Source organism: Pseudomonas sp. NY15437, from assembly GCF_048068435.1.
Lineage (GTDB): Bacteria > Pseudomonadota > Gammaproteobacteria > Pseudomonadales > Pseudomonadaceae > Pseudomonas > Pseudomonas nitroreducens_B.
Map to the genome: position 1 here is coordinate 645,050 of NZ_JBLUQC010000002.1, position 18,186 is coordinate 663,235.

12 protein-coding genes, 1 tRNA gene and 1 pseudogene are annotated in these 18,186 nt (G+C 68.4%); 5 read left to right on the plus strand and 9 right to left on the minus strand.

What is annotated here, in order from left to right; translation table 11 throughout:
- Positions 1–41: 41 nt before the first annotated feature.
- Positions 42–1,424, plus strand: a complete 1,383-nt coding sequence (locus ACNFIA_RS07035) for a UDP-glucose dehydrogenase family protein (protein WP_259759299.1) — start codon at positions 42–44, stop codon at positions 1,422–1,424.
- 322 nt (positions 1,425–1,746) lie between these two features.
- Here the strand turns inward: ACNFIA_RS07035 and ACNFIA_RS07040 are convergent, their stop codons facing one another.
- The 3 genes from ACNFIA_RS07040 to ptsP are packed head-to-tail and all read right to left on the minus strand — an operon-like array spanning position 1,747 to position 7,341.
- On the minus strand, positions 1,747–3,486 hold the full coding sequence (locus tag ACNFIA_RS07040) for a PTS fructose-like transporter subunit IIB (protein ID WP_416783616.1): 1,740 nt from the start codon (positions 3,484–3,486) through the stop codon (positions 1,747–1,749).
- Between the two features lie 25 nt (positions 3,487–3,511).
- Positions 3,512–4,447 carry a 1-phosphofructokinase gene (gene pfkB / locus ACNFIA_RS07045; protein ID WP_416783618.1) on the minus strand — a complete coding sequence of 312 codons (936 nt, stop codon included), beginning with the start codon at positions 4,445–4,447 and terminating at the stop codon, positions 3,512–3,514.
- A complete protein-coding gene (gene ptsP / locus ACNFIA_RS07050) occupies positions 4,447–7,341 on the minus strand; it encodes a phosphoenolpyruvate--protein phosphotransferase (RefSeq protein WP_416783620.1) in 2,895 nt (964 codons plus the stop codon). Before ptsP ends, pfkB begins: the two co-directional genes overlap by 1 nt.
- A 203-nt stretch (positions 7,342–7,544) precedes the next feature.
- On the opposite strand from ptsP, the gene cra reads away from it, so the two are divergent.
- Together cra and ACNFIA_RS07060 are read left to right on the plus strand one after the other, a co-directional pair.
- Positions 7,545–8,537, plus strand: coding sequence for a catabolite repressor/activator (gene cra, locus ACNFIA_RS07055; protein WP_416783622.1), 993 nt, complete (start codon positions 7,545–7,547; stop codon positions 8,535–8,537).
- A 4-nt stretch (positions 8,538–8,541) separates the two neighbouring features.
- Positions 8,542–9,321, plus strand: a complete 780-nt coding sequence (locus tag ACNFIA_RS07060) for a TatD family hydrolase (RefSeq protein WP_416783624.1) — start codon at positions 8,542–8,544, stop codon at positions 9,319–9,321.
- A gap of 315 nt (positions 9,322–9,636) precedes the next feature.
- On the opposite strand, the gene ACNFIA_RS07065 is transcribed toward ACNFIA_RS07060, so the two are convergent.
- The 5 genes and pseudogenes from ACNFIA_RS07065 to ACNFIA_RS07085 all read right to left on the minus strand — a co-directional run bounded on the left by ACNFIA_RS07065 (position 9,637) and on the right by ACNFIA_RS07085 (position 15,765).
- Entirely contained in the window at positions 9,637–10,350 is a 714-nt protein-coding gene (locus ACNFIA_RS07065; RefSeq protein WP_416783753.1) for a methyl-accepting chemotaxis protein, read from the minus strand.
- 144 nt (positions 10,351–10,494) lie between these two features.
- A pseudogene (locus ACNFIA_RS07070) lies at positions 10,495–11,634 on the minus strand (HAMP domain-containing protein); the annotation flags it as partial.
- Between the two features lie 258 nt (positions 11,635–11,892).
- The gene (ampE, locus tag ACNFIA_RS07075) at positions 11,893–12,735 is read right to left on the minus strand and encodes a regulatory signaling modulator protein AmpE (protein WP_259759294.1); all 843 of its coding nucleotides are present in this window, start codon (positions 12,733–12,735) and stop codon (positions 11,893–11,895) included.
- The gene (gene ampD, locus ACNFIA_RS07080; RefSeq protein WP_416783626.1) at positions 12,732–13,304 is read right to left on the minus strand and encodes a 1,6-anhydro-N-acetylmuramyl-L-alanine amidase AmpD; all 573 of its coding nucleotides are present in this window, start codon (positions 13,302–13,304) and stop codon (positions 12,732–12,734) included. Before ampD ends, ampE begins: the two co-directional genes overlap by 4 nt.
- Before the next feature lie 169 nt (positions 13,305–13,473).
- Positions 13,474–15,765 (minus strand): DUF1631 domain-containing protein, encoded by a 2,292-nt coding sequence (locus ACNFIA_RS07085; RefSeq protein WP_416783628.1) that lies wholly within the window; start codon positions 15,763–15,765, stop codon positions 13,474–13,476.
- A 279-nt stretch (positions 15,766–16,044) separates the two neighbouring features.
- On the opposite strand from ACNFIA_RS07085, the gene nadC reads away from it, so the two are divergent.
- Both nadC and galE read left to right on the plus strand, forming a co-directional pair.
- Positions 16,045–16,893 carry a carboxylating nicotinate-nucleotide diphosphorylase gene (nadC, locus tag ACNFIA_RS07090; protein WP_169888364.1) on the plus strand — a complete coding sequence of 283 codons (849 nt, stop codon included), beginning with the start codon at positions 16,045–16,047 and terminating at the stop codon, positions 16,891–16,893.
- 127 nt (positions 16,894–17,020) lie between these two features.
- Positions 17,021–18,037: a UDP-glucose 4-epimerase GalE gene (gene galE, locus ACNFIA_RS07095; RefSeq protein WP_416783629.1), complete on the plus strand. Its 1,017-nt coding sequence runs from the start codon at positions 17,021–17,023 to the stop codon at positions 18,035–18,037.
- Between the two features lie 58 nt (positions 18,038–18,095).
- On the opposite strand, the gene ACNFIA_RS07100 is transcribed toward galE, so the two are convergent.
- Positions 18,096–18,171, minus strand: a tRNA-Thr gene (locus ACNFIA_RS07100).
- Positions 18,172–18,186: the final 15 nt, after the last annotated feature.

Consider the following 18,186-nt stretch of genomic DNA (forward strand, 5'->3'; position numbering starts at 1 on the left):
CTCCATCTCGTTTCACGTCCCTTTGCGGGAGAGCGAACACCATGAAAATCAGCGTATTCGGAATCGGTTATGTCGGCCTGGTGCAGGCCGCGGTGATGGCCGAAGTGGGCCACGACGTCCTCTGCATGGACATCGACGAGGACAAGATCGCCAAGCTCAAGCGCGGCCAGATCAGCATCTTCGAACCGGGTCTGGCCGAGCTGGTGAAGGACAACCTCGAAGCCGGACGCCTGCGCTTCACCAGCGACGTCGCCGAGGCGGCCGCCCATGGGCGCGTGCAGTTCATTGCCGTGGGCACGCCCCCGCAGGCCGACGGCTCCGCCGACCTGCGCGCCGTGCTGGCCGTGGCGGAAGGCATCGCCCGCCACCGCACGCAGCCGGTGATCCTCGTCGAGAAGTCCACGGTGCCCGTGGGCACCGGCGATCGCGTGCGCGCACGGGTGCAGCAGGTGCTCGCCGAAGAAGGCCGCAGCCTGGATTTCGATATTGTCTCCAACCCCGAATTCCTCAAGGAAGGCTCGGCCCTGGCCGACTGCCGCAAGCCCGACCGCATCGTCATCGGCTGCGAGCGCCCGGACAGCATGGCGCTGATGCGCGAGATCTACGAGCCGTTCAACCGCAACCATGACCGCATCATCGCGATGAACCTGCGCAGCGCCGAACTGACCAAGTACGCCGCCAACTGCATGCTCGCCACCAAGATCAGCTTTATCAACCAGATGGCCGAGCTGGCCGAGCACCTGGGCGCCGACATCGAGGCGGTGCGCCAGGGCATGGGCGCCGACCCGCGCATCGGCTACCACTTCATCTACCCGGGCTGCGGCTACGGCGGCTCGTGCTTCCCCAAGGACGTGCAGGCGCTGATCCAGAGTGCCGAGGAAGCGCACTGCTCGAACGATCTGCTGCGCGCCGTGGAAGCGGTCAACCAGCGGCAGAAGAACAAGCTCTTCGAGCGCATCCACAGCTACTACGGCGGCAACCTGAAGGGCCGCACGTTCGCGCTCTGGGGCCTGTCGTTCAAGCCCAACACCGACGACATGCGCGACGCGCCCAGCCGCACGCTGATGGAAGCCCTGTGGGCGGCCGGCGCGCAGGTGCGTGCGTTCGACCCCGAGGCCATGCCCGAAGCGCAGCGCCTGTACGGCCATGATGAACGCCTGACCCTGATGGGCACGCCGGAAGCCACCCTGGGCGGCTCCGACGCGCTGGTGATCTGCACCGAATGGCGGCAGTTCAAGGCGCCGGACTTCGAGCTGCTGGCCAGCCGCCTGAAAGCCCCGGTGATCTTCGACGGGCGCAACCTGTTCGATCCCGAGCGCGTGGCGCGCTACGGCTTCGAGTACTTCCCCATGGGCCGCGGCGACTCGCACCGCCTGCCGGTACCGGCGCAGGCCGTCGAAGAACGTCACCGACGCAGCGCCTGATTGCAGCCTTGAGCTGTAGGAGCGCGCCGGTTTCGGAGAGGCATGGGGCGCGCTCGCGGGCATGGCCCGCTCCTACAGGGGCATCTCTGCGCGGGGCGGTTCGCGAGCAAGCTCGCTCCTACAGGCGAACTCGGCTGTCTTCCTGTAGGAGCGAGCCATGCTCGCGAACATCGCCCCACGGCCGCGTAGGGCGCATAACCCGGAACGGGTTATCCGCCACCTCGGTGCTGAGGATGCGCAGGAGCGCACTCCGTCCGCGATAGGTCCGCATCGCGCCGGTACCACTCGCGGAGTCCACACCTACGCCACGGCAAATCCCGTTCTACACCTGCCCCATCGCCATCATCGGCGCCGCCTCGCCGCGCTTGAGCAGCGCATACAGCACCCCGGTCACCACGCTGCCGGCGGCAATCGCCAGCAGGTACAGCAGCGCGTGGTTCATCGCGTTGGGGATCAGCAGCACGAACAGCCCGCCATGGGGCGCCAGCAGCTTGCAGCCGAACAGCATCGACAACGCGCCGGTCAGCGCGCCACCGGCGATGCTCGCCGGGATCACCCGCAGCGGATCCTTGGCGGCAAAGGGGATCGCGCCCTCGGAGATGAAACACAGCCCCAGCACCAGCGCGGCCTTGCCGGCCTCGCGCTCGCTCTGGGCGAACTTGCGCCGCGCCAGCAGCGTGGCGATGCCCATGCCGATGGGCGGCACCATGCCGCCGGCCATCACCGCCGCCATCGGCGCATAGCTCTGCGAAGCGAGCAGGCCGACGGAGAAGGCGTAGGCCGCCTTGTTGATCGGCCCGCCGAGGTCCACGCACATCATGCCGCCCAGCAGCAGGCCGAGCAGGATGGCGTTAGTGGTGCCCATGCCGGCGAGGAAGTCGGTGAGCGAACTCATCATCGCCGCCACCGGCGAACCCACCACGTAGATCATCACCAGCCCGGTGAACAGGCTGGCCAGCAGCGGGATGATCAGGATCGGCTTGAGCGCCGCGACGCTGGCCGGCAGCGGCAGCCACTGGGCAATCGCCCGCGCCGAGTAGCCCGCGAGCAGCCCGGCCACGATGCCGCCGAGGAACCCCGCGCCCAGCGTACTGGCCAGCAGGCCGCCGATCATCCCCGGCGCCAGGCCCGGGCGGTCGGCGATGGACCAGGCGATGTAGCCGGCCAGCATCGGCACCATCAGCTTGAACGCCGCGTCGCCGCCGATCTGCATCAGCGCCGCCGCCAGGGTGCCCGGCTGCTTGAAGGCCTCGATACCGAAGACGAACGACAGCGCGATCAGCAGGCCGCCCGCCACCACCATCGGCAACATGAAGGACACGCCGGTGAGCAGGTGCTTATAGACGCCACGCGCTTCATTTTTTGTCGGCGCCGCGCCGCCGCCGGCAGAAGAGGCGGACTCGGCCGTCGCTTCCTTCAACGCCCGCTCGAGGGTCGCCTGCGGCTGCTTCAGCGCAACGCCCGTGCCGCAGCGGAAGATGCGCTTGCCAGCGAAGCGCTCGGGATTCACCTCGATGTCCGCCGCCAGCAGCACCACGTCCGCCGCGGCGATTTCTGCCTCGCTCAACGGCTGGCGCGCGCCCACCGAGCCCTGGGTTTCCACCCGCAACGCGATGCCTATCTGCTGCGCCGCCTGCTGCAGTGCTTCGGCGGCCATGAAGGTGTGCGCCACGCCGGTCGGGCAGGCCGTCACCGCGACGATCTTCGCCGCACGCGGCGCATCCGCCGGCGCCTCCGATGGCTCGCCGGGCTGCCAGAGCGTCGCCTCCTGCGCCGCACGCTGGAGGAACACCGCCGGCTCGGCCAGCGCTTCGGCCGGGCGCACCTGCACCAGGCGCTTGCCGGCGAAACGCGACAGTTCCAGCGGCTGCGTGCTCACCACCAGCACCCAGTCGGCGGCGGCGATCTGGCCGTCGCTCAGGCGGCGTTCCGGATGTTGCGGGTCGATCTGTTCGACACACACCGACCAGCCCAGGCGCTCGGCCGCCGCACGCAGCAGGCGGGCGCTGAGCACGCTGGAAATCTGGCCGTTGGGGCAGGCCGTGATCAAGGCAAGGTTCATCGTCATACCTCTAGTGTTCTGTCGCTCAGGCCAGGGCCCGAACCTGCACCGCGTCCTCGATGCGCTGCAGCCGCTGCGCGTCGCCGATGCCGAACTGGAATTGAGTCACTGCCAGCGCCGCCACGGCCGTGGCCTGGCGCAGCACACGCTCGGGCGGCCAACCGGCCAGCAGGCCGTGGACCATGCCGGCCAGCAGCGAGTCGCCGGCGCCCACCGTGCTGGCCACTTCCACCGTCGGCGGCACCGCCTGCCAGACACCCTGCGGGCCGAACCAGCGCACCCCCTCGGCGCCCTGGGACAGCACCACCTGCTCGATGCCACGGTCCCGCAGTGATCGGACCTGCGCGGCCAGTTCCCCGGCGCTGTCGGCCAGCTGTCCACAGGCTTCGCCCAGTTCCTGATCGTTGGGCTTGATCAGCCAGGGCGCGGCCTCGATGCCTGCGCGCAATGCCGCGCCGCTACAGTCAAAGGCCACCTTCAGGCCACGGCCCTGCAGGCGCAGCAGGAGTTCGCGCAGCCATTGCGGGTCGACGCCACGCGGCAGGCTGCCGGCCACCACGGCGATCTCGACATCGGCGGCGATCCGGTCGAGGCGATCCAGCAGCGCGTCCTGCTGCGCCTCGCCCACCTCGGGGCCGGGTCCGTTGATATCGGTGATGCGCCCGCTGCCCTCGGCGAGCTTGAGGTTGCTGCGGGTTTCCCCCGGCACGCGGATGAAGGCATCGGCGAAGCCGCGATGGCGGAACAGCGCGTCGAAGGGTTGCGCGTTATCCGCCCCGAGAAAGCCGGCGACGGTGAGCGAGTGGCCGAGGTCCGCCAGCACCTGGGCGACGTTCAGCCCCTTGCCGGCCGCCTGGCTGAGCACCGACTCGCTGCGGTTCACCTCGCCCAGCGCCAGCTGCGGCAGTCGCACGGTGAGGTCCAGCGCGGGGTTCAGGGTCAGGGTCAGGATGCGGGCCATCAGTGCACCTCCGGCAGCGCGAGGGCAACGCTCTGGCGCACGTCCGCCGCCGAGCACAGGGTCAGGGCGGCCTGCGCCAGCGTGCGGGCCGTCGGCAGGTCGAGTTCGCGCACCCGCGCCTTGACCAGGGGAATGCTGCGCGCCGAGACGCTCAATTCATCCACGCCCAGTCCCACCAGCAGCGGCACCGCCAACGGGTCGGCCGCCAGTTCGCCGCACACGCCCACCCACTTGCCCTGGGCATGGGCGGCGCGCACGGTCATGTCGATCAGTTGCAACACCGCCGGGTGCAAGCCGTCGGCCTGGGCGGACAGGCTCGGGTGGCCACGGTCGATGGCCAGCGCGTACTGGGTCAGGTCGTTGGTGCCGACGCTGAAGAAGTCCACCTCGCGCGCCAGCACCGGCGCGAGCAGCGCGGCCGACGGCACCTCGACCATGATGCCCAGTTGCAGGTCATGCTTGCCGCCCAGTTCGGCGCAGAGTTCCAGGGTGAGGTCGCGGGCCTGGCGCCACTCCTCCACCTGCCCGACCATGGGGAACATGATGCGCAGCGGGCGGCCGGCGGCGGCGGTGAGCAAGGCGCGCAGCTGGGTGCGGAAAATCTGCGGGCGCTGCAGCGTGAGGCGCACGCCGCGGATGCCCAGGTAGGGGTTGGTTTCCTCGGGGATCGGCCAGTACGGCAGCGGTTTGTCGCCGCCCACATCGAGGGTGCGCGCCACCAGCGGGCGGCCTTGCAATGCATCGAGCACGCGGCGGTATTCAAGCTCCTGGGTCGCCTGGTCCGGCGCCTGGGGGTTGTCCATGAAGACGAACTCGGTCCGCAGCAGGCCGACGCCTTCCGCCCCCAGCTCCACGGCTTTCGCCGCTCCGGCGGTGTCGCCGAGGTTGGCGCAGACTTCCACGGCATGGCCGTCGCGGGTTACCGCGGGTTCATGGCGGCGCGCCTCGGCCTGCTCGGCGCGGCGCTGGCGCAGGTCGCGCTGACGCTGGGCGTCCTGCAGCGTCTGCGCATCCGGCGCGACGGTCAGTTCGCCCTTCTCGCCATCGAGCAGCAGGGCAGTGCCGGAGGCCAGCGCCAACACGCTCTCCCCAGCGCCCACCAACGCGGGAATGCCCAGCGCGCGGGCGATGATCGCGCTGTGGGAGGTGGCGCCGCCGCGCGCGGTGACGATGCCGGCCACGCGCGTCGGGTCCAGCCGCGCCACATCCGACGGGCCGACTTCATCCATCACCAGGATGTAGGGCTCCGCCGGCTCCACGGCGCTCTCGACGCCACACAGCCGCGCCAGCACGCGCCGGCCGACGTCGCGCAGGTCCGCCGCGCGCTCGGCCAGCAGCGCATCGCGCAGGGCCTCCTGCTGGCCGGCCACGCGCTCGATCACCTGGCTCCAGGCGGCTTCCGCGCTGGCGCCTTCGACCAGGCGCGCCTGCACCTCGTCGAGCAGCTCCGGGTCATCCAGCAGCGCCTGGTGCGTGACGAAGATGTCGCGGATCGCCTTGACCTGGCTGCGCTCCACCAGCGCGTCGATTTCCCGGCTGATCGCGGTGCGCGCCTCGTCCAGGCGCTGGCGCTCGGCTTCGGGCGATTCGCCGCGGGCAGCGAACTCGAAGGCGCGGGCCACCTGCACATAGGCCGGACCATGGGCGATGCCCGGCGACGCCGGGATGGCCTGGAGCTGCGCGCCTGCGTCGGGTGCCCGCACGGCCTGCAGTTCCTGCTCGTCCGGCTGGACGCTTTCGACGACCAGCTCGACGCTGTCCGGCAGCGGCTCGACCTCCTCGCCCAGTCCTTGCTCCACCGCGGCCCGCACGGCGGCCAGCGCGGCCTCGGCGATCTCCGGTTCGGCGAAGAACTCGAGGGTCTGGCCGCGCCGCGCGCCGAGGCTGAGCAGCTTGCTGAGGCTGCGGATCGACACCGGCGCGCTGTCGCCCTCGGCGATGCGCACGCGAATCTCCCCGCTGAAGTCCCGCGCCAGCACCATCAACACCTGGGCCGGGCGCGCATGCAGGCCATGGGGGTTGGCCAGTGGCACGCGGATGCTCGGCCAGTCCACCGGCAGTTCGCCGCCCAGGGCCTCCAGCACCGCACGCACGGAGGTGGCGCTCGCCAGCTCGCCGGCGCGGCCATCCACCAGCAGGTCGCCCAGGCGCGCCACCAGCTCGGCCTGCGCATCGCCCTGGCGAGCCAGGCAGAACAGGCCGCGCACCGGCTGGCCGGCATGGCTCAGCTCGCGGGCGGGGGTGACGAACACCAGGCCCGGGCGGGTGACGCACTGCGTGCTGTCCTGCCACCAGAGCCCGGCGCCCAGCGGCAGGGCTTCCTGGTCATGCAGCGCGGCGGCGAAGCCGGGGACGACGCAGCCGGCCTTCTTCAGCCGGCGCGCGCCCGCCAGCGCCAGCTCGTCGAAATCTTCGGCAGCGACGCCCAACCCCACCAGGCGCTCATCGAACAGCAAGGGCTGCGGCGCGCCGCCCTGCAGCAATTGCAGCAGGTCCTCGGGCTTTTGCGCCGTGCGCAGCGCCGCGCCCACTTCGCCGTCACCCAACGCGCGGGTGAGCAGTTGCAACAGGCGCAGGTGTTCGTCGGACTTGGCGGCAATGGCGATGGCCAGGTGCACGGTCTGCCCGTCGCCCCAGTGCACGCCGTCGGGGAAGTGCATCAGGCGCACGCCGGTGCGCTGCACCAGGTGGCGCGTGTCCGGCGTGCCATGGGGGATGGCGATGCCCTGCCCGAGGTAGGTGGAGCCCTGCGCCTCGCGGGCCTGGATACCGGCAAGGTAGCCCGGTGCGACCAGGCCGTCGTCTTCGAGGGCGGCGCCGAGCATGGCCAGGGCGGCCTGCTTGTCGGCAGCGCGCTGGCCCATGCGGACCTGCTGCGCGTTGAATTCGAGCATCGCGTTCTCCTCACCGGCGTTCGCGCGCGCCGGCGCTGGGGCGGTTATCCGCTTGTACGGTGATCAGCTTAGAAGTTGCGGCGCAGGTACAGGGTTCAGGCAAGACTGCGCATGCAATGCTGAATCGTTTCACCTATTGAGACTGGCACGTTACTCGATAATGCGTGATCCTTGAAGCCCCCAATTGTCGGCAGCATCCCGCGTTGAAACTCAGTGATATCGCCCGCCTGGCCGGTGTTTCGGTCACCACCGCCAGCTATGTGATCAATGGCAAGGCCGTCCAGCGCCGCATCAGCGCCGCCACGGTGGAGCGCGTGCGCGCGGTGATCGAGGAGCACGGCTACCACCCCGACCAGCAGGCCGCCAGCCTGCGCCGCGGGCAGACCCGCACCCTGGGCTTCGTCCTGCCGGACCTGGAGAACCCCAGCTACGCCAAGCTGGCCAAGCTGCTCGAACAGGGCGCCCGGGCGCGCGGCTACCAGTTGCTGATCGCCTGCTCCGACGACGAGCCGGACACCGAGCGCCAGGTACTCAACCTGTTCCGCGGGCGACGCTGTGACGCGCTGATCGTCGCCAGCTGCCTGCCCGCCGGCGACGACAGCCATGCGCGCCTGCAGGCCGACGGCGTGCCGATCATCGCCGTGGACCGCCAGCTCGATCCGCAACGCTTCTGCTCGGTGGTCAGCGACGACCGCGACGCCAGCCAGCGGCTCACCGCCAGCCTGCTCAAGCCGGCGCCGCGCAGCATTGCCCTGCTCGGCGCGCGGCCGGAGCTGATCATCTCCCAGGAGCGCGCCGCGGGCTTCCGCAGCGCCCTGCGCGACTTCAAGGGCCAGGTGCTGATCGAGCACGGCGAGACCTTCAGCCGCCCCTGCGGCCGTCGCCTGATGGAGGAGCTGCTGGTCGGCCAGGGCCAACTGCCCGACGCGCTGATCACCACCTCCTACGTGCTGCTCGAAGGGGTATTCGACGTGCTCCAGGCGCTGCCCAGCGGTTGGCCGGCGGACCTGCGCATCGCCACCTTCGGCGATACCCAGTTGCTGGACTTCGTGCCGCTGAAGGTCAATGCGATTTCCCAGCAGCACGCGCTGATCGCCGAGCGCGCGCTCGACCTGGCGCTGGCCGCCATCGAGCGCAACGACTACACCCCGGGCGTGCACCCGATCCCGCGCAACCTCACGCTGCGCACGGAGTGAGCCGATGCGCCTGATCGACACCCACAACCACCTCGACTGCGCGGACTTCGCCCAGGACCGCGCCGCCGTGCTGCAACGCAGCCGCGCGCGGGGGGTGGAGCGCCAGGTGCTGCTGGGGGTGTTCCGCGAGAACTGGGAGGACGTCTGGGCGCTGGTCGAGCAGGAGCCGGACCTCTACACCGCCCTGGGCCTGCACCCGATCTACCTGGCGCGGCACAGGCCGGAACATCTGCAGGCGCTGCGCGCGTGGCTGGAGCGCCTGGCCGGCCACCCGAAACTCTGCGCGGTGGGCGAGATCGGCCTGGACTATTACCTGGAAGACCTCGACCGCGACGGCCAGCAGGCCATCTTCGAGGAACAGCTGCGCATCGCCATCGATTTCGAGCTGCCGGTGCTGCTGCACGTGCGCCGCGCCCATGCCGCGATGATCGCCACGCTCAAGCGCTACAAGCCCCAGCGCCAGGGCATCGTCCACGCCTTCGCCGGCAGCCGCGAGGAGGCCCGCGAATACCTCAAGCTGGGCTTCCGCCTGGGCCTGGGCGGCGCGCCGACCTGGCCGCAGGCCAACCGCCTGCGCAAGGTGGTGCCGGAGATTCCGCTGGAAGCCATCGTGCTGGAAACCGACTCGCCGGACATGGCGCCGTCGATGTACCCCGGCGTACGCAACAGCCCCGAGCACCTGCCGGAAATCTGCACGGCGCTGGCGGAGCTCAAGGGCATCAGCCCGCAGGAGCTGGCCAGCGCCAGCACGCGCAATGCGATGGAGTTGTTCGGCTGGCGCTGAGCCGCATGGTCGCGCAGGGCTCCGGCCCAACCCTGATCGCGGATGAATCCGCTCCTACAGGATCACGTTAGGCCGAGGGTGCTTTTCGTAGGAGCGAGCTTGCTCGCGAACAGAGGCATCCGATTAACGCGTTCGTGGGCGGTTCGCGAGCAAGCTCGCTCCTACAGGGAGGGGTTGCCGCGCCGTCGCGCTCGTAAGTTCACCGACAAACCGATGCCCGTGAGATGGGGTGCTTCCGTGCGACCCACGGACATCGGTCTGCTGGCGAAAACCCGGTGTGGGGCGGACCGCAGCGTCCGCCCCGGGTCCTGCGGATCAGACGCGGAACGCGCCGATCAGTCGTTTCAGCTCCACCACCTGCCCGGCCAGTTCGCGGCTGGCGCGCTCGGTCTCGCTGGCGCCTTCGGAAGTGCGCTCGCCGGCCTGGTTGATCTCGACGATGTTCTGGTCGATGTCATGGGCTACGGCGGTCTGCTGCTCGGCGGCGGCGGCGATCTGCTGGTTCTGGTCGACGATGGCGCCCACCGCCTGGAGGATGTTCTCCAGTGCCTGCTGCACCTGGGCCGACTGGCTGACGGTGCCATCGGCGGTCTGGTGGCTGCTGCCCATGGCCTTCACCGCGGCACCCACGCCGTTCTGCAGGCGCGCGATCATCTGCTCGATCTCTTCGGTGGACTGCTGGGTGCGCTTGGCCAGGGTCCTTACCTCGTCGGCCACGACGGCGAAGCCCCTGCCCTGCTCCCCGGCGCGCGCGGCCTCGATGGCAGCGTTGAGCGCCAGCAGGTTGGTCTGCTCGGCGATGCCCTTGATCACGTCCAGCACACGGCTGATGGAGGCGCTGTCGGCGGCCAGTTGGTTGATCACCGCCACCGACTCGTCGATCTCGCCGGCCAGGCGCTGGATGCTGCCCACCTGGGACTCCACCAGGGCACGGCCGCTGGTGGTTTCCTGGTTCACGTTGCGCGCGCTGCCCACCGCCACGGCGGCGCTGCGCGCGACCTCCTGGGCGGTCGCGGCCATCTGGTTCATGGCCGTGGCGACCTGTTCGATCTGGTTGCGCTGGCCGGCCACCGCCTGGTTGCTCTCGGCGGACACCGACTCCACGCGCACGGTCTGCCGCTCCACTTCGCTGACGGTGCGGCCGACCTGCTCGATCAGGTCGTGGATCTTCGACACGGTCTGGTTGAAGGCATCGCCCAGCTCGCCCAGTTCGTCGCGGCTCTGGGCCTGGAAGTTGACGGTCATGTCGCCGGACGCGACACGCTCCATCATCTTGCCCAGGCTCTTCAGCGTGGTGCGGGTGGAAACGTAGAAGCCGCCGTAGAGGTAGACGATGCCGAGGAACACCACCAGCAGCGCCACGACCAGCAGCACCATCTGCCGCTGCTTGCTGGCCAGGCGCCCCTGCAACTCTCCATCGACGAACTGCAGGACGTGGTCATCCAGCCGGTAGGTCTGTTCCATCGCCTTGCTGACCTGGTCGAAGAATTCCGCCCAGGGCATGTCGAGGGTGTCGGCCATCACCACCTTGTCCTCGAACAGCTTGCCCATGCTCTTGATGGTGTCGCGGCTGGCCTGGGCATCGGCGGACAAGGCGCTCTGCGCGGCCGGGCTGGCGCCCAGCGCGTCCTGCAACTTGAGGCCGTACTCGGCGTGGAGCTTCTCCAGGTCCTGCAGCAGGTCATCCAGCTTGCCGCTGGTGGAGGAATTGAGGAACCCCTGCCCCAGCGCGCCGGCGCCCATGGTGCGGCCCTGGCTGAGGGTCTGGGTGACATGCGGGGTGCCGGCGGTGATCAGCTCGGCGAGCTGGCGCAGGTCGCGGGCGTCGTCCTGGCTCAGGCCGGACTGGGACACCAGCAGCTTGATGAACACCTGCACTTCGCTGAGCAGGCGCCCGGCCATGGCCGACTTGCTTTGCAGCGAACCTTCGGCGTCGACGCCCTTCAGGCTGGCCAGCAGCTCATCGCGCTTGGCGTTGAATTCGGCGATCTGCTCGGCATCCTGGGTAACTGGTTGCAGCGCACCGATGCGCGCCTGCAGGTCCTTGTGCAATTGACCGATGCGCGCGTCGATGCCGGCGGATTTGCTCGACTGGCCGAGAATCCCGTTGATCTGCAACAGGTCGTTGTAGGACTCGAGGTGACGGCGCACCTGCAGACCATCGCCGATCAGCTGCAGGCTCTGCAGTTCGGCGCGGGTGCTGACGAACTGCCCGTAGGAGTCGCGCACGAGGTAGAAGTTGGTGATCAGCATCGGCAGAAAGAACAGCACGCTGATCAGGCTGAACTTCATACCGAAGCTCAGACGGTTCATCAGCGCGATGGCCGGATAGAGCACGGTCCTCACAAAGACGTCTCCTGTTCCCGTTATTGTTATGTCGCTTGTCGGGGATGGTGCGGCGCGCCCCTGGACGGGTCGTCGCCCTGCGCGCTCAGCGGCGCGGCCACTGTCGGGTAGCAGCCGTCGCCTTGCACTTCAGGTTCGATGTGTACCTGATATCGGCGGAGAGTTCTGTAACTTAAGGTTAAAATGCCATCATCGGACCGGCGGTCGCCGGCCCGATCGTCTGCCTCAGAGCAGCAGCGTCCAGATGGCGAAGACGGCGTACCAGAGCACCGCGGAGCGCACCAGCAGCTGCCAGAGCGCGTCGAGGCTGGCGACGCCCTTGGCGCCCAGGCCGCCTTCGTTGAAGTCTTCGGCGACGTAGCCGGCACGGGCCAGCAGACGAGCGGCAGGCACGTCCCAGGCCAGCAGGTCGTGCAGCAGCATGCGGGTCACCGCGACGAAGTTGCCGACCAGGGCGAAGCTCAGCACCAGCGCACGCGAGGGCAGCCAGTCGAAGGCATGCCGCAGCTGCGCGGCGCGCTCGCGCAGTTCCGGCTGGCGGCTCTGTTCGGCAGCGATGGCCAGCAGCCGATAAGCCAGCGCAGCCACCGGGCCGAGCAGCGCGTACCAGAAGATCACCGCGAAGAAGGCCTGATAGGCCTCCCACACCAGCGTGCCCTGCACCACGGCGAGCAGGTCGTCGTCGCCATCGGCCTGCACCTGCACGCCCAGGTCGCGCTCGGCGACGTGATAGGCGGCCTGCGCGTCCTCGCGGCGCCACGCGTCGCGGAAGGGCCCGATGGCGCGCAGCACGTCGCCGCGGCCCAGGCTCCAGACCACCACCAGCAGTTGCACCGGCAGCGCCAGCAGGCCGTAGGCCACCGGTTCCAGCACGGTCAGCAACAGCGCCAGCAGCAGCAACGGCGGCAGGATCGCCACCAGCAGGCCGAGCCAGGGCTGCGCCATCAGCGACTGGATGCCGCCCACGGTATCCAGCCAACCCAGCCACCAGCCGTCACGCTGCACCTTGGCACGCCAGCTGGAAAACTTCTCGACCAGCAGGACCAGCAACAGCACCAGGAAACTCATGTCGACTCCTTCTTCACGCCGGCGCCGATATCGGCCAGGTAGCGCGCCCAGTCGAAGGCCTCGCCGGGGTCGGTCTTGCGCTCGGGGGCGATGTCGCAGTGACCCTGGATGCGCTCCGGAGTGATCGCCGGGTACACCTTGCGCAATTGCCGGGTCAGCTCCGCCAGCACCTCATACTGCCGCTCGCTGTAGGGTTCGATATCGGTACCCTCCAGCTCGATGCCGATGGAGAAATCGTTGCAGTTTTCGCGCCCGTCGAAGCGCGACACGCCGGCATGCCAGGCGCGCGCGTTGCACGAGACGAACTGGAACAGCGAACCGTCGCGCTCGATGAGGAAATGTGCGGACACCGTCAGGCTGCAGATGCTGGCGAAGTAGGGATGCTCGTCGGCGTCCAGGCGGTTCTGGAAGAACTCCTGCACCTTGCACGTGCCGAACTGGCCGGGCGGCAGGCTGATGTTGTGGATGACCAGCAGCGAGACTTCCTCGCCCTCGGGGCGGGCGTTGAAGTTCGGCGAGGGACAGCGCTGGGCGTCGAGGCACCAGCCGGATTCGGGGTCGATCTGCATGGAAGCTCCTTGGCAGAGCCCCACTCTAAAGCAGGCGACGGGGGAAATGAACTCGCTGGCGAGCGGCCAGCGGGCTCAGCATCGGCTTAGGATTTCGCGAGCTAGCGCAGAACCAGGGGAAATCGGATGAGGCAGCGGCGTTTACGCGCAGCGGATCGCAAGCAGGTTCTCAGGCGTTCTTCAGGCGTCTGAGGTTGCCGATCACCGACTCCAGCGCGCGGTCGAACAGCAGCGCGTCGTCCAGCAGGCGCACGGCGTTGCGACGGAACTCTACGGCCAGGCTCATGCGGGTCTTTTCCAGCACCTTCATGCCGGTGCGGTTGACGAAGATGTAGCGGCCGCTGGGGCGGATCACCGCGGCCAGCTTGCAGCGCAGCTTGTGCTCTTCGTCTTCCTGGATTTCCACCCAGCTGCCGACGCGCAGTTCATCGACCTTGCGCAGCGACTCGTCATCCTCGGCGAAGACCTCTTCGGGCTCCGCGGCGCGGCCCTGCTCCGGCGAGGCGAGGACGATTTCCTCGACCACCGCGACCATGGCCGGCTGCGCGGCCGCCGGGGCAACGGCCGCTGGCGCATCCAGCGGATCGTCCAGCAGCGGCAGCTCGTCGTCCGGGTCGAGCAGCGGGGCTTCCTCGACCTGCTTGTAGCGCTGGAAGGCCTGCACATGCAGCCCTTCCAGGCGACTGAAGAATTCGCCGGTGGAGAACGGATCGAAGGCGGCGGAGGCCAGGCCTTCGCGCAGCGACTTGAGCAGTTGCGGCACCATCTCCAGCAGGCGCAGGCGGGAGTCCGGGTCCTCGTGGGGTTCCACGCTCCAGATCAGGTCGTCCATGGTCGCCAGGGCAGCTTCCCACTCGGCGGAGTGCGTGCCGTGCTTCAGGCAGGTGAGCAGCAGGACCTGGCTCCAGGCCTCCTGCAGCAGGCGCACGACCACTTCGGGCAGGGTGCGGCCGAGCAGGCGCTCGTTGAGCACGCCTTCCACGTCCTGGCGGGCCAGTTCGGCGCGGGCGCGGCCTTCCTCGGCATCGCGGGTGCGCTGTTCCAGCAGGTCGCTGCGACGGCGCTCGTCACCGGTGAAGGCAATGAATTCGTCGAGCAGCTCGGAGAAGATCGCCGGATCGTCGACGAAGTCGTTCAGCAGGCGCATCACCACCTGCTCGATCTTCTGGTACAGGTGGTCGCGCTGGCCGTCGGACTGCTCGGCCCAGCCGAGGGCGGCCGAGGCGATCTCGTTGAGCAGGCGACGCGCCGGGTGGCTGCCGCGGCTGAAGAAGGTCTTGTCGAGCACCGCGACCTTGAGCATCGGGATCTGCATGCGGCCGATCAGGGCCTTGAGCGAATCCGGCAGGGTGCGGTCATCGAGGATGAATTCGAAGAGCATGGACACGAGGTTGATGACGTCCTCGTCCACCTGGCCGACCACGCGGGAACGGCCGCTCTTGCTGCTGACGCGGGTCAGCAGGTGATCCAGGTGCTGGCGCACGTCGATCTCGTCGATGCTCTGCGCCGGCAGGTGCGACTGCAGGTGGGAAAGCAGGCGCATCAGATCATTGCTGGAAATCGGTACCGCGTCGGCCGGCAGGGTGCGGGCCGGGGCGGCACTGCCGCGCACCTGCGAGAGCAGATCGCGCAGGGCGGCGAAGGCAGCCTGGCTGTCGGCGTCCATGTACTGGCCGCCGCCCTGCTCGCCAACGTCGGCGGCGGTTGCGGCCGGGGCCGTGCCCTGGCTGGCGGCGACGGTGCGTTGCGGCGGGCGGCGCAGCGGAACGGATTTGAGCTCCGGCAGCACGCCCAGGGCGATCAGGGTCTGGTTGGCTTCCGCGTAGAGGTGCTCGGCGTCGGCCAGCACATACTTCTCGAACAACTTGAGGATGATCAGCTTGACCTTGATCTCCACGCCCAGGCCACGGCAGGCCTCGAGGAAGGCCTCGCACAGCTGGCGCGGACCGAGCGGGTTGCTCTTGTCCTCGACCTTCTTGCTGACCAGCGTGTTGAAACGGGTGGTGAGGTGCGTGAGGGCGACGCCGTCGCGGCTCATCACCTTGGCGACCATGGCGTCCAGGGCGACGGCTTCTTCCAGCTCGTCGTTCTGCACCAGGGTCAGATTCTCGTAGGAGACGGTGTCCAGCGCCGGTGCGCGGCCGATTTCATACTGGTTCAGGTTGGCGAAGTTCTCGAAGACCTTCTGCAGGAATCCGCGCTCGATGCCCTTGCGCTTGAGGCGCAGGTCGCGCATGGCTTCGAAGTAGGCGCTCTGCTCGGCGTTGTTGGCGGCGCGATCGGCCATCTCGAACAGGGTGTCGTCGGCGTTGTCGAACAGGGCCTGCATGGCGTGACGCAGTTGGACGGCGACCTTGTCGCGGACAGCGACGAGCCCCGCCGGAACGCGTCCAGCGAACGAAGTCTGCGAGGTTTGCGTGGCCGACTTGTTCAGCGGCACTACGTTCGCGTCGTTCTGCATCGCAAGTCTCCTGCCGACAGACCCAAGCTGGCGGCACCAACAGTCATCGAGGCGTCATCCGTAACGTCAATTTAGTGGCGTCAAAAAGTAGAAAGGTTCAACGTCATTATAGGGAAGCTTCTTACACAACCAAGAGACATTTCACGCATTCTTGAAGAAATTCACAGCGAAGTACCCGCCGTCCGTCCGACAAAGCGCACGACGGTCCAAAAACCTGCCCGCCCTGCACGTCACCCGCCGTCGCCCGTATAATCGCGCCACTGCGAACAGGAGCTTTCCATGCCCAACCTCACCCTCGCCGAGCTTTCCGGGGAAATCCAGGCCAACGTCCGCGCCGCGCTGGCCGAAGACGTCGGCAGCGGCGACATCACCGCCCAACTGATCCCCGCCGAGCGCGTCGCCAGCGCTCGCATCATCACCCGCGAGAACGCCACGCTCGCCGGCACCGCCTGGGTCGACGAAGTGTTCCGCCAGGTCGATCCGCGCGTGCAGGTGAAATGGCAGGTGCGCGACGGCGAGCAGGTCAGCGCCGACCAGACCCTGTTCACCCTGGAAGGCCCCGCCCGCGCCCTGCTCACCGGGGAGCGCAGCGCACTGAACTTCCTGCAGTTGCTCTCCGGCACCGCCACCCGTGCCCGCCACTACGCCGACCTGGTGGACGGCACCGGCGTGAAGCTGCTCGACACCCGCAAGACCCTGCCCGGCCTGCGCCTGGCGCAGAAATACGCCATCACCTGCGGCGGCTGCCATAACCACCGCATCGGGCTGTACGACGCCTTCCTCATCAAGGAAAACCACATCGCCGCCTGCGGCGGCATCGCCCAGGCCATCGCCGCCGCCCACCAGATCGCCCCTGGCAAGCCGGTGGAGATCGAGGTGGAAGATCTCGACGAGCTGCGCCAGGCCCTGGACGCCGGCGCCGATATCGTCATGCTCGACGAGCTGAGCCTGGACGACATGCGCACCGCCGTCGCCCTCACCGCCGGCCGCGCCAAGCTGGAAGCCTCGGGCGGCATCACCGAGGCCACCCTGCGCACCATTGCCGAGACCGGCGTGGACTACATCTCCATCGGCACCCTGACCAAGGACGTCAAGGCGCTGGACCTGTCGATGCGCCTGAGCCTGTAAACCGGCGTACGACGTTTCGGACCTGCCGACACGGTCACGCCGCCCTCGATAGTGCCGATTCGTGCGCCTCTGACATACTCAGACGCTCACGAATCGGCGAACAGCGAAGGGAGCAAAAGGCGCGATCATGACGAAAAGGATTCTGTTGACCGGTGGCTGTGGCTACATCGGTTCCCACATCTGCCTGGAGCTGATCGAGCAGGGCTTCCATCCCGTCGTCCTCGACAACCTCAGCAACAGCTCGCCCATCCCGCTGCAGCGCATCGAGCAACTCACCGGCCAGGCGATCCCCTTCGTGGAAGGCGACGTCCGTGACGAGGCAGCACTCGACCGCCTGTTCCGCGAGCATGACATCGACGCCACCATTCACCTGGCCGGGCTGAAGTCCGTCGCCGAATCGGTGGCCGACCCCATCGCCTACTACCAGACCAACTTCGCCGGCACCGTCACCCTCTGCCAGGTCATGCAGCGCCATGGCGTGAAGCGCTTCATCTATAGCTCCTCGGCGACCGTCTACGGCCTGGCGGCGCAGAGCCCGATCCGCGAAGACGCCCCCACCGGCCCGGCCAGCCCCTACGGCCAATCCAAGCTGATGGCGGAAATCGCCCTGCGCGACATCGCCCAGGCCGATCCGCAGTGGACCATGGCCATCCTGCGCTACTTCAATCCCGTGGGCGCCCACGCCAGCGGCCGCATCGGCGAAGACCCCAACGGCATTCCCAACAACCTGATGCCGTATGTGTCCCAGGTCGCCACCGGCAAGCAGCCGTTCATCCGCGTATTCGGCAACGACTACCCCACCCCGGACGGCACCGGCGTGCGCGACTACCTGCACGTCGTCGACCTGGCCACCGCCCACCTCAGCGCCCTGCGCTGGCTGGACGGCGCCAGCGGCGCGAAGACCTTCAACATCGGCACCGGCCGCGGCTACAGCGTGCTGGAAATCATCCGCGCCTATGAAAAGGCCTGCGGCCGCGAACTGCCCTTCCAGTTCCTCCCCCGCCGCGACGGCGACATCGCCAGCTACCATGCCGACCCGACCCTGGCCGGCCAGGAACTGCACTGGACCGCCCCCCGCGACATCGAAGACATGTGCCGCGACGCCTGGAACTGGCAGAGCCAGAACCCTGGCGGCTACGCCTGATTTTCCCTGATCCGGAAAACAAAAAGCCCCGCTCGAAAGCGGGGCTTTTTGCTGAAGATGGTGCCGGTAAGAGGAATCGAACCCCCGACCTTCTCATTACGAATGAGCTGCTCTACCGACTGAGCTACACCGGCGGCGGGCGTAAACTA

Coding starts and splice junctions, on each gene's coding strand:
- ACNFIA_RS07035 (WP_259759299.1), top strand. CDS start 42: ATGAAAATCAGCGTATTCGGAATCGGTTATGTCGGCCTGGTGCAGGCC.
- ACNFIA_RS07040 (WP_416783616.1), bottom strand. CDS start 3,486: ATGAACCTTGCCTTGATCACGGCCTGCCCCAACGGCCAGATTTCCAGC.
- pfkB (WP_416783618.1), bottom strand. CDS start 4,447: ATGGCCCGCATCCTGACCCTGACCCTGAACCCCGCGCTGGACCTCACC.
- ptsP (WP_416783620.1), bottom strand. CDS start 7,341: ATGCTCGAATTCAACGCGCAGCAGGTCCGCATGGGCCAGCGCGCTGCC.
- ACNFIA_RS07060 (WP_416783624.1), top strand. CDS start 8,542: ATGCGCCTGATCGACACCCACAACCACCTCGACTGCGCGGACTTCGCC.
- ACNFIA_RS07065 (WP_416783753.1), bottom strand. CDS start 10,350: ATGAACCAGATGGCCGCGACCGCCCAGGAGGTCGCGCGCAGCGCCGCC.
- ampE (WP_259759294.1), bottom strand. CDS start 12,735: ATGAGTTTCCTGGTGCTGTTGCTGGTCCTGCTGGTCGAGAAGTTTTCC.
- ampD (WP_416783626.1), bottom strand. CDS start 13,304: ATGCAGATCGACCCCGAATCCGGCTGGTGCCTCGACGCCCAGCGCTGT.
- ACNFIA_RS07085 (WP_416783628.1), bottom strand. CDS start 15,765: ATGCAGAACGACGCGAACGTAGTGCCGCTGAACAAGTCGGCCACGCAA.
- nadC (WP_169888364.1), top strand. CDS start 16,045: ATGCCCAACCTCACCCTCGCCGAGCTTTCCGGGGAAATCCAGGCCAAC.
- galE (WP_416783629.1), top strand. CDS start 17,021: ATGACGAAAAGGATTCTGTTGACCGGTGGCTGTGGCTACATCGGTTCC.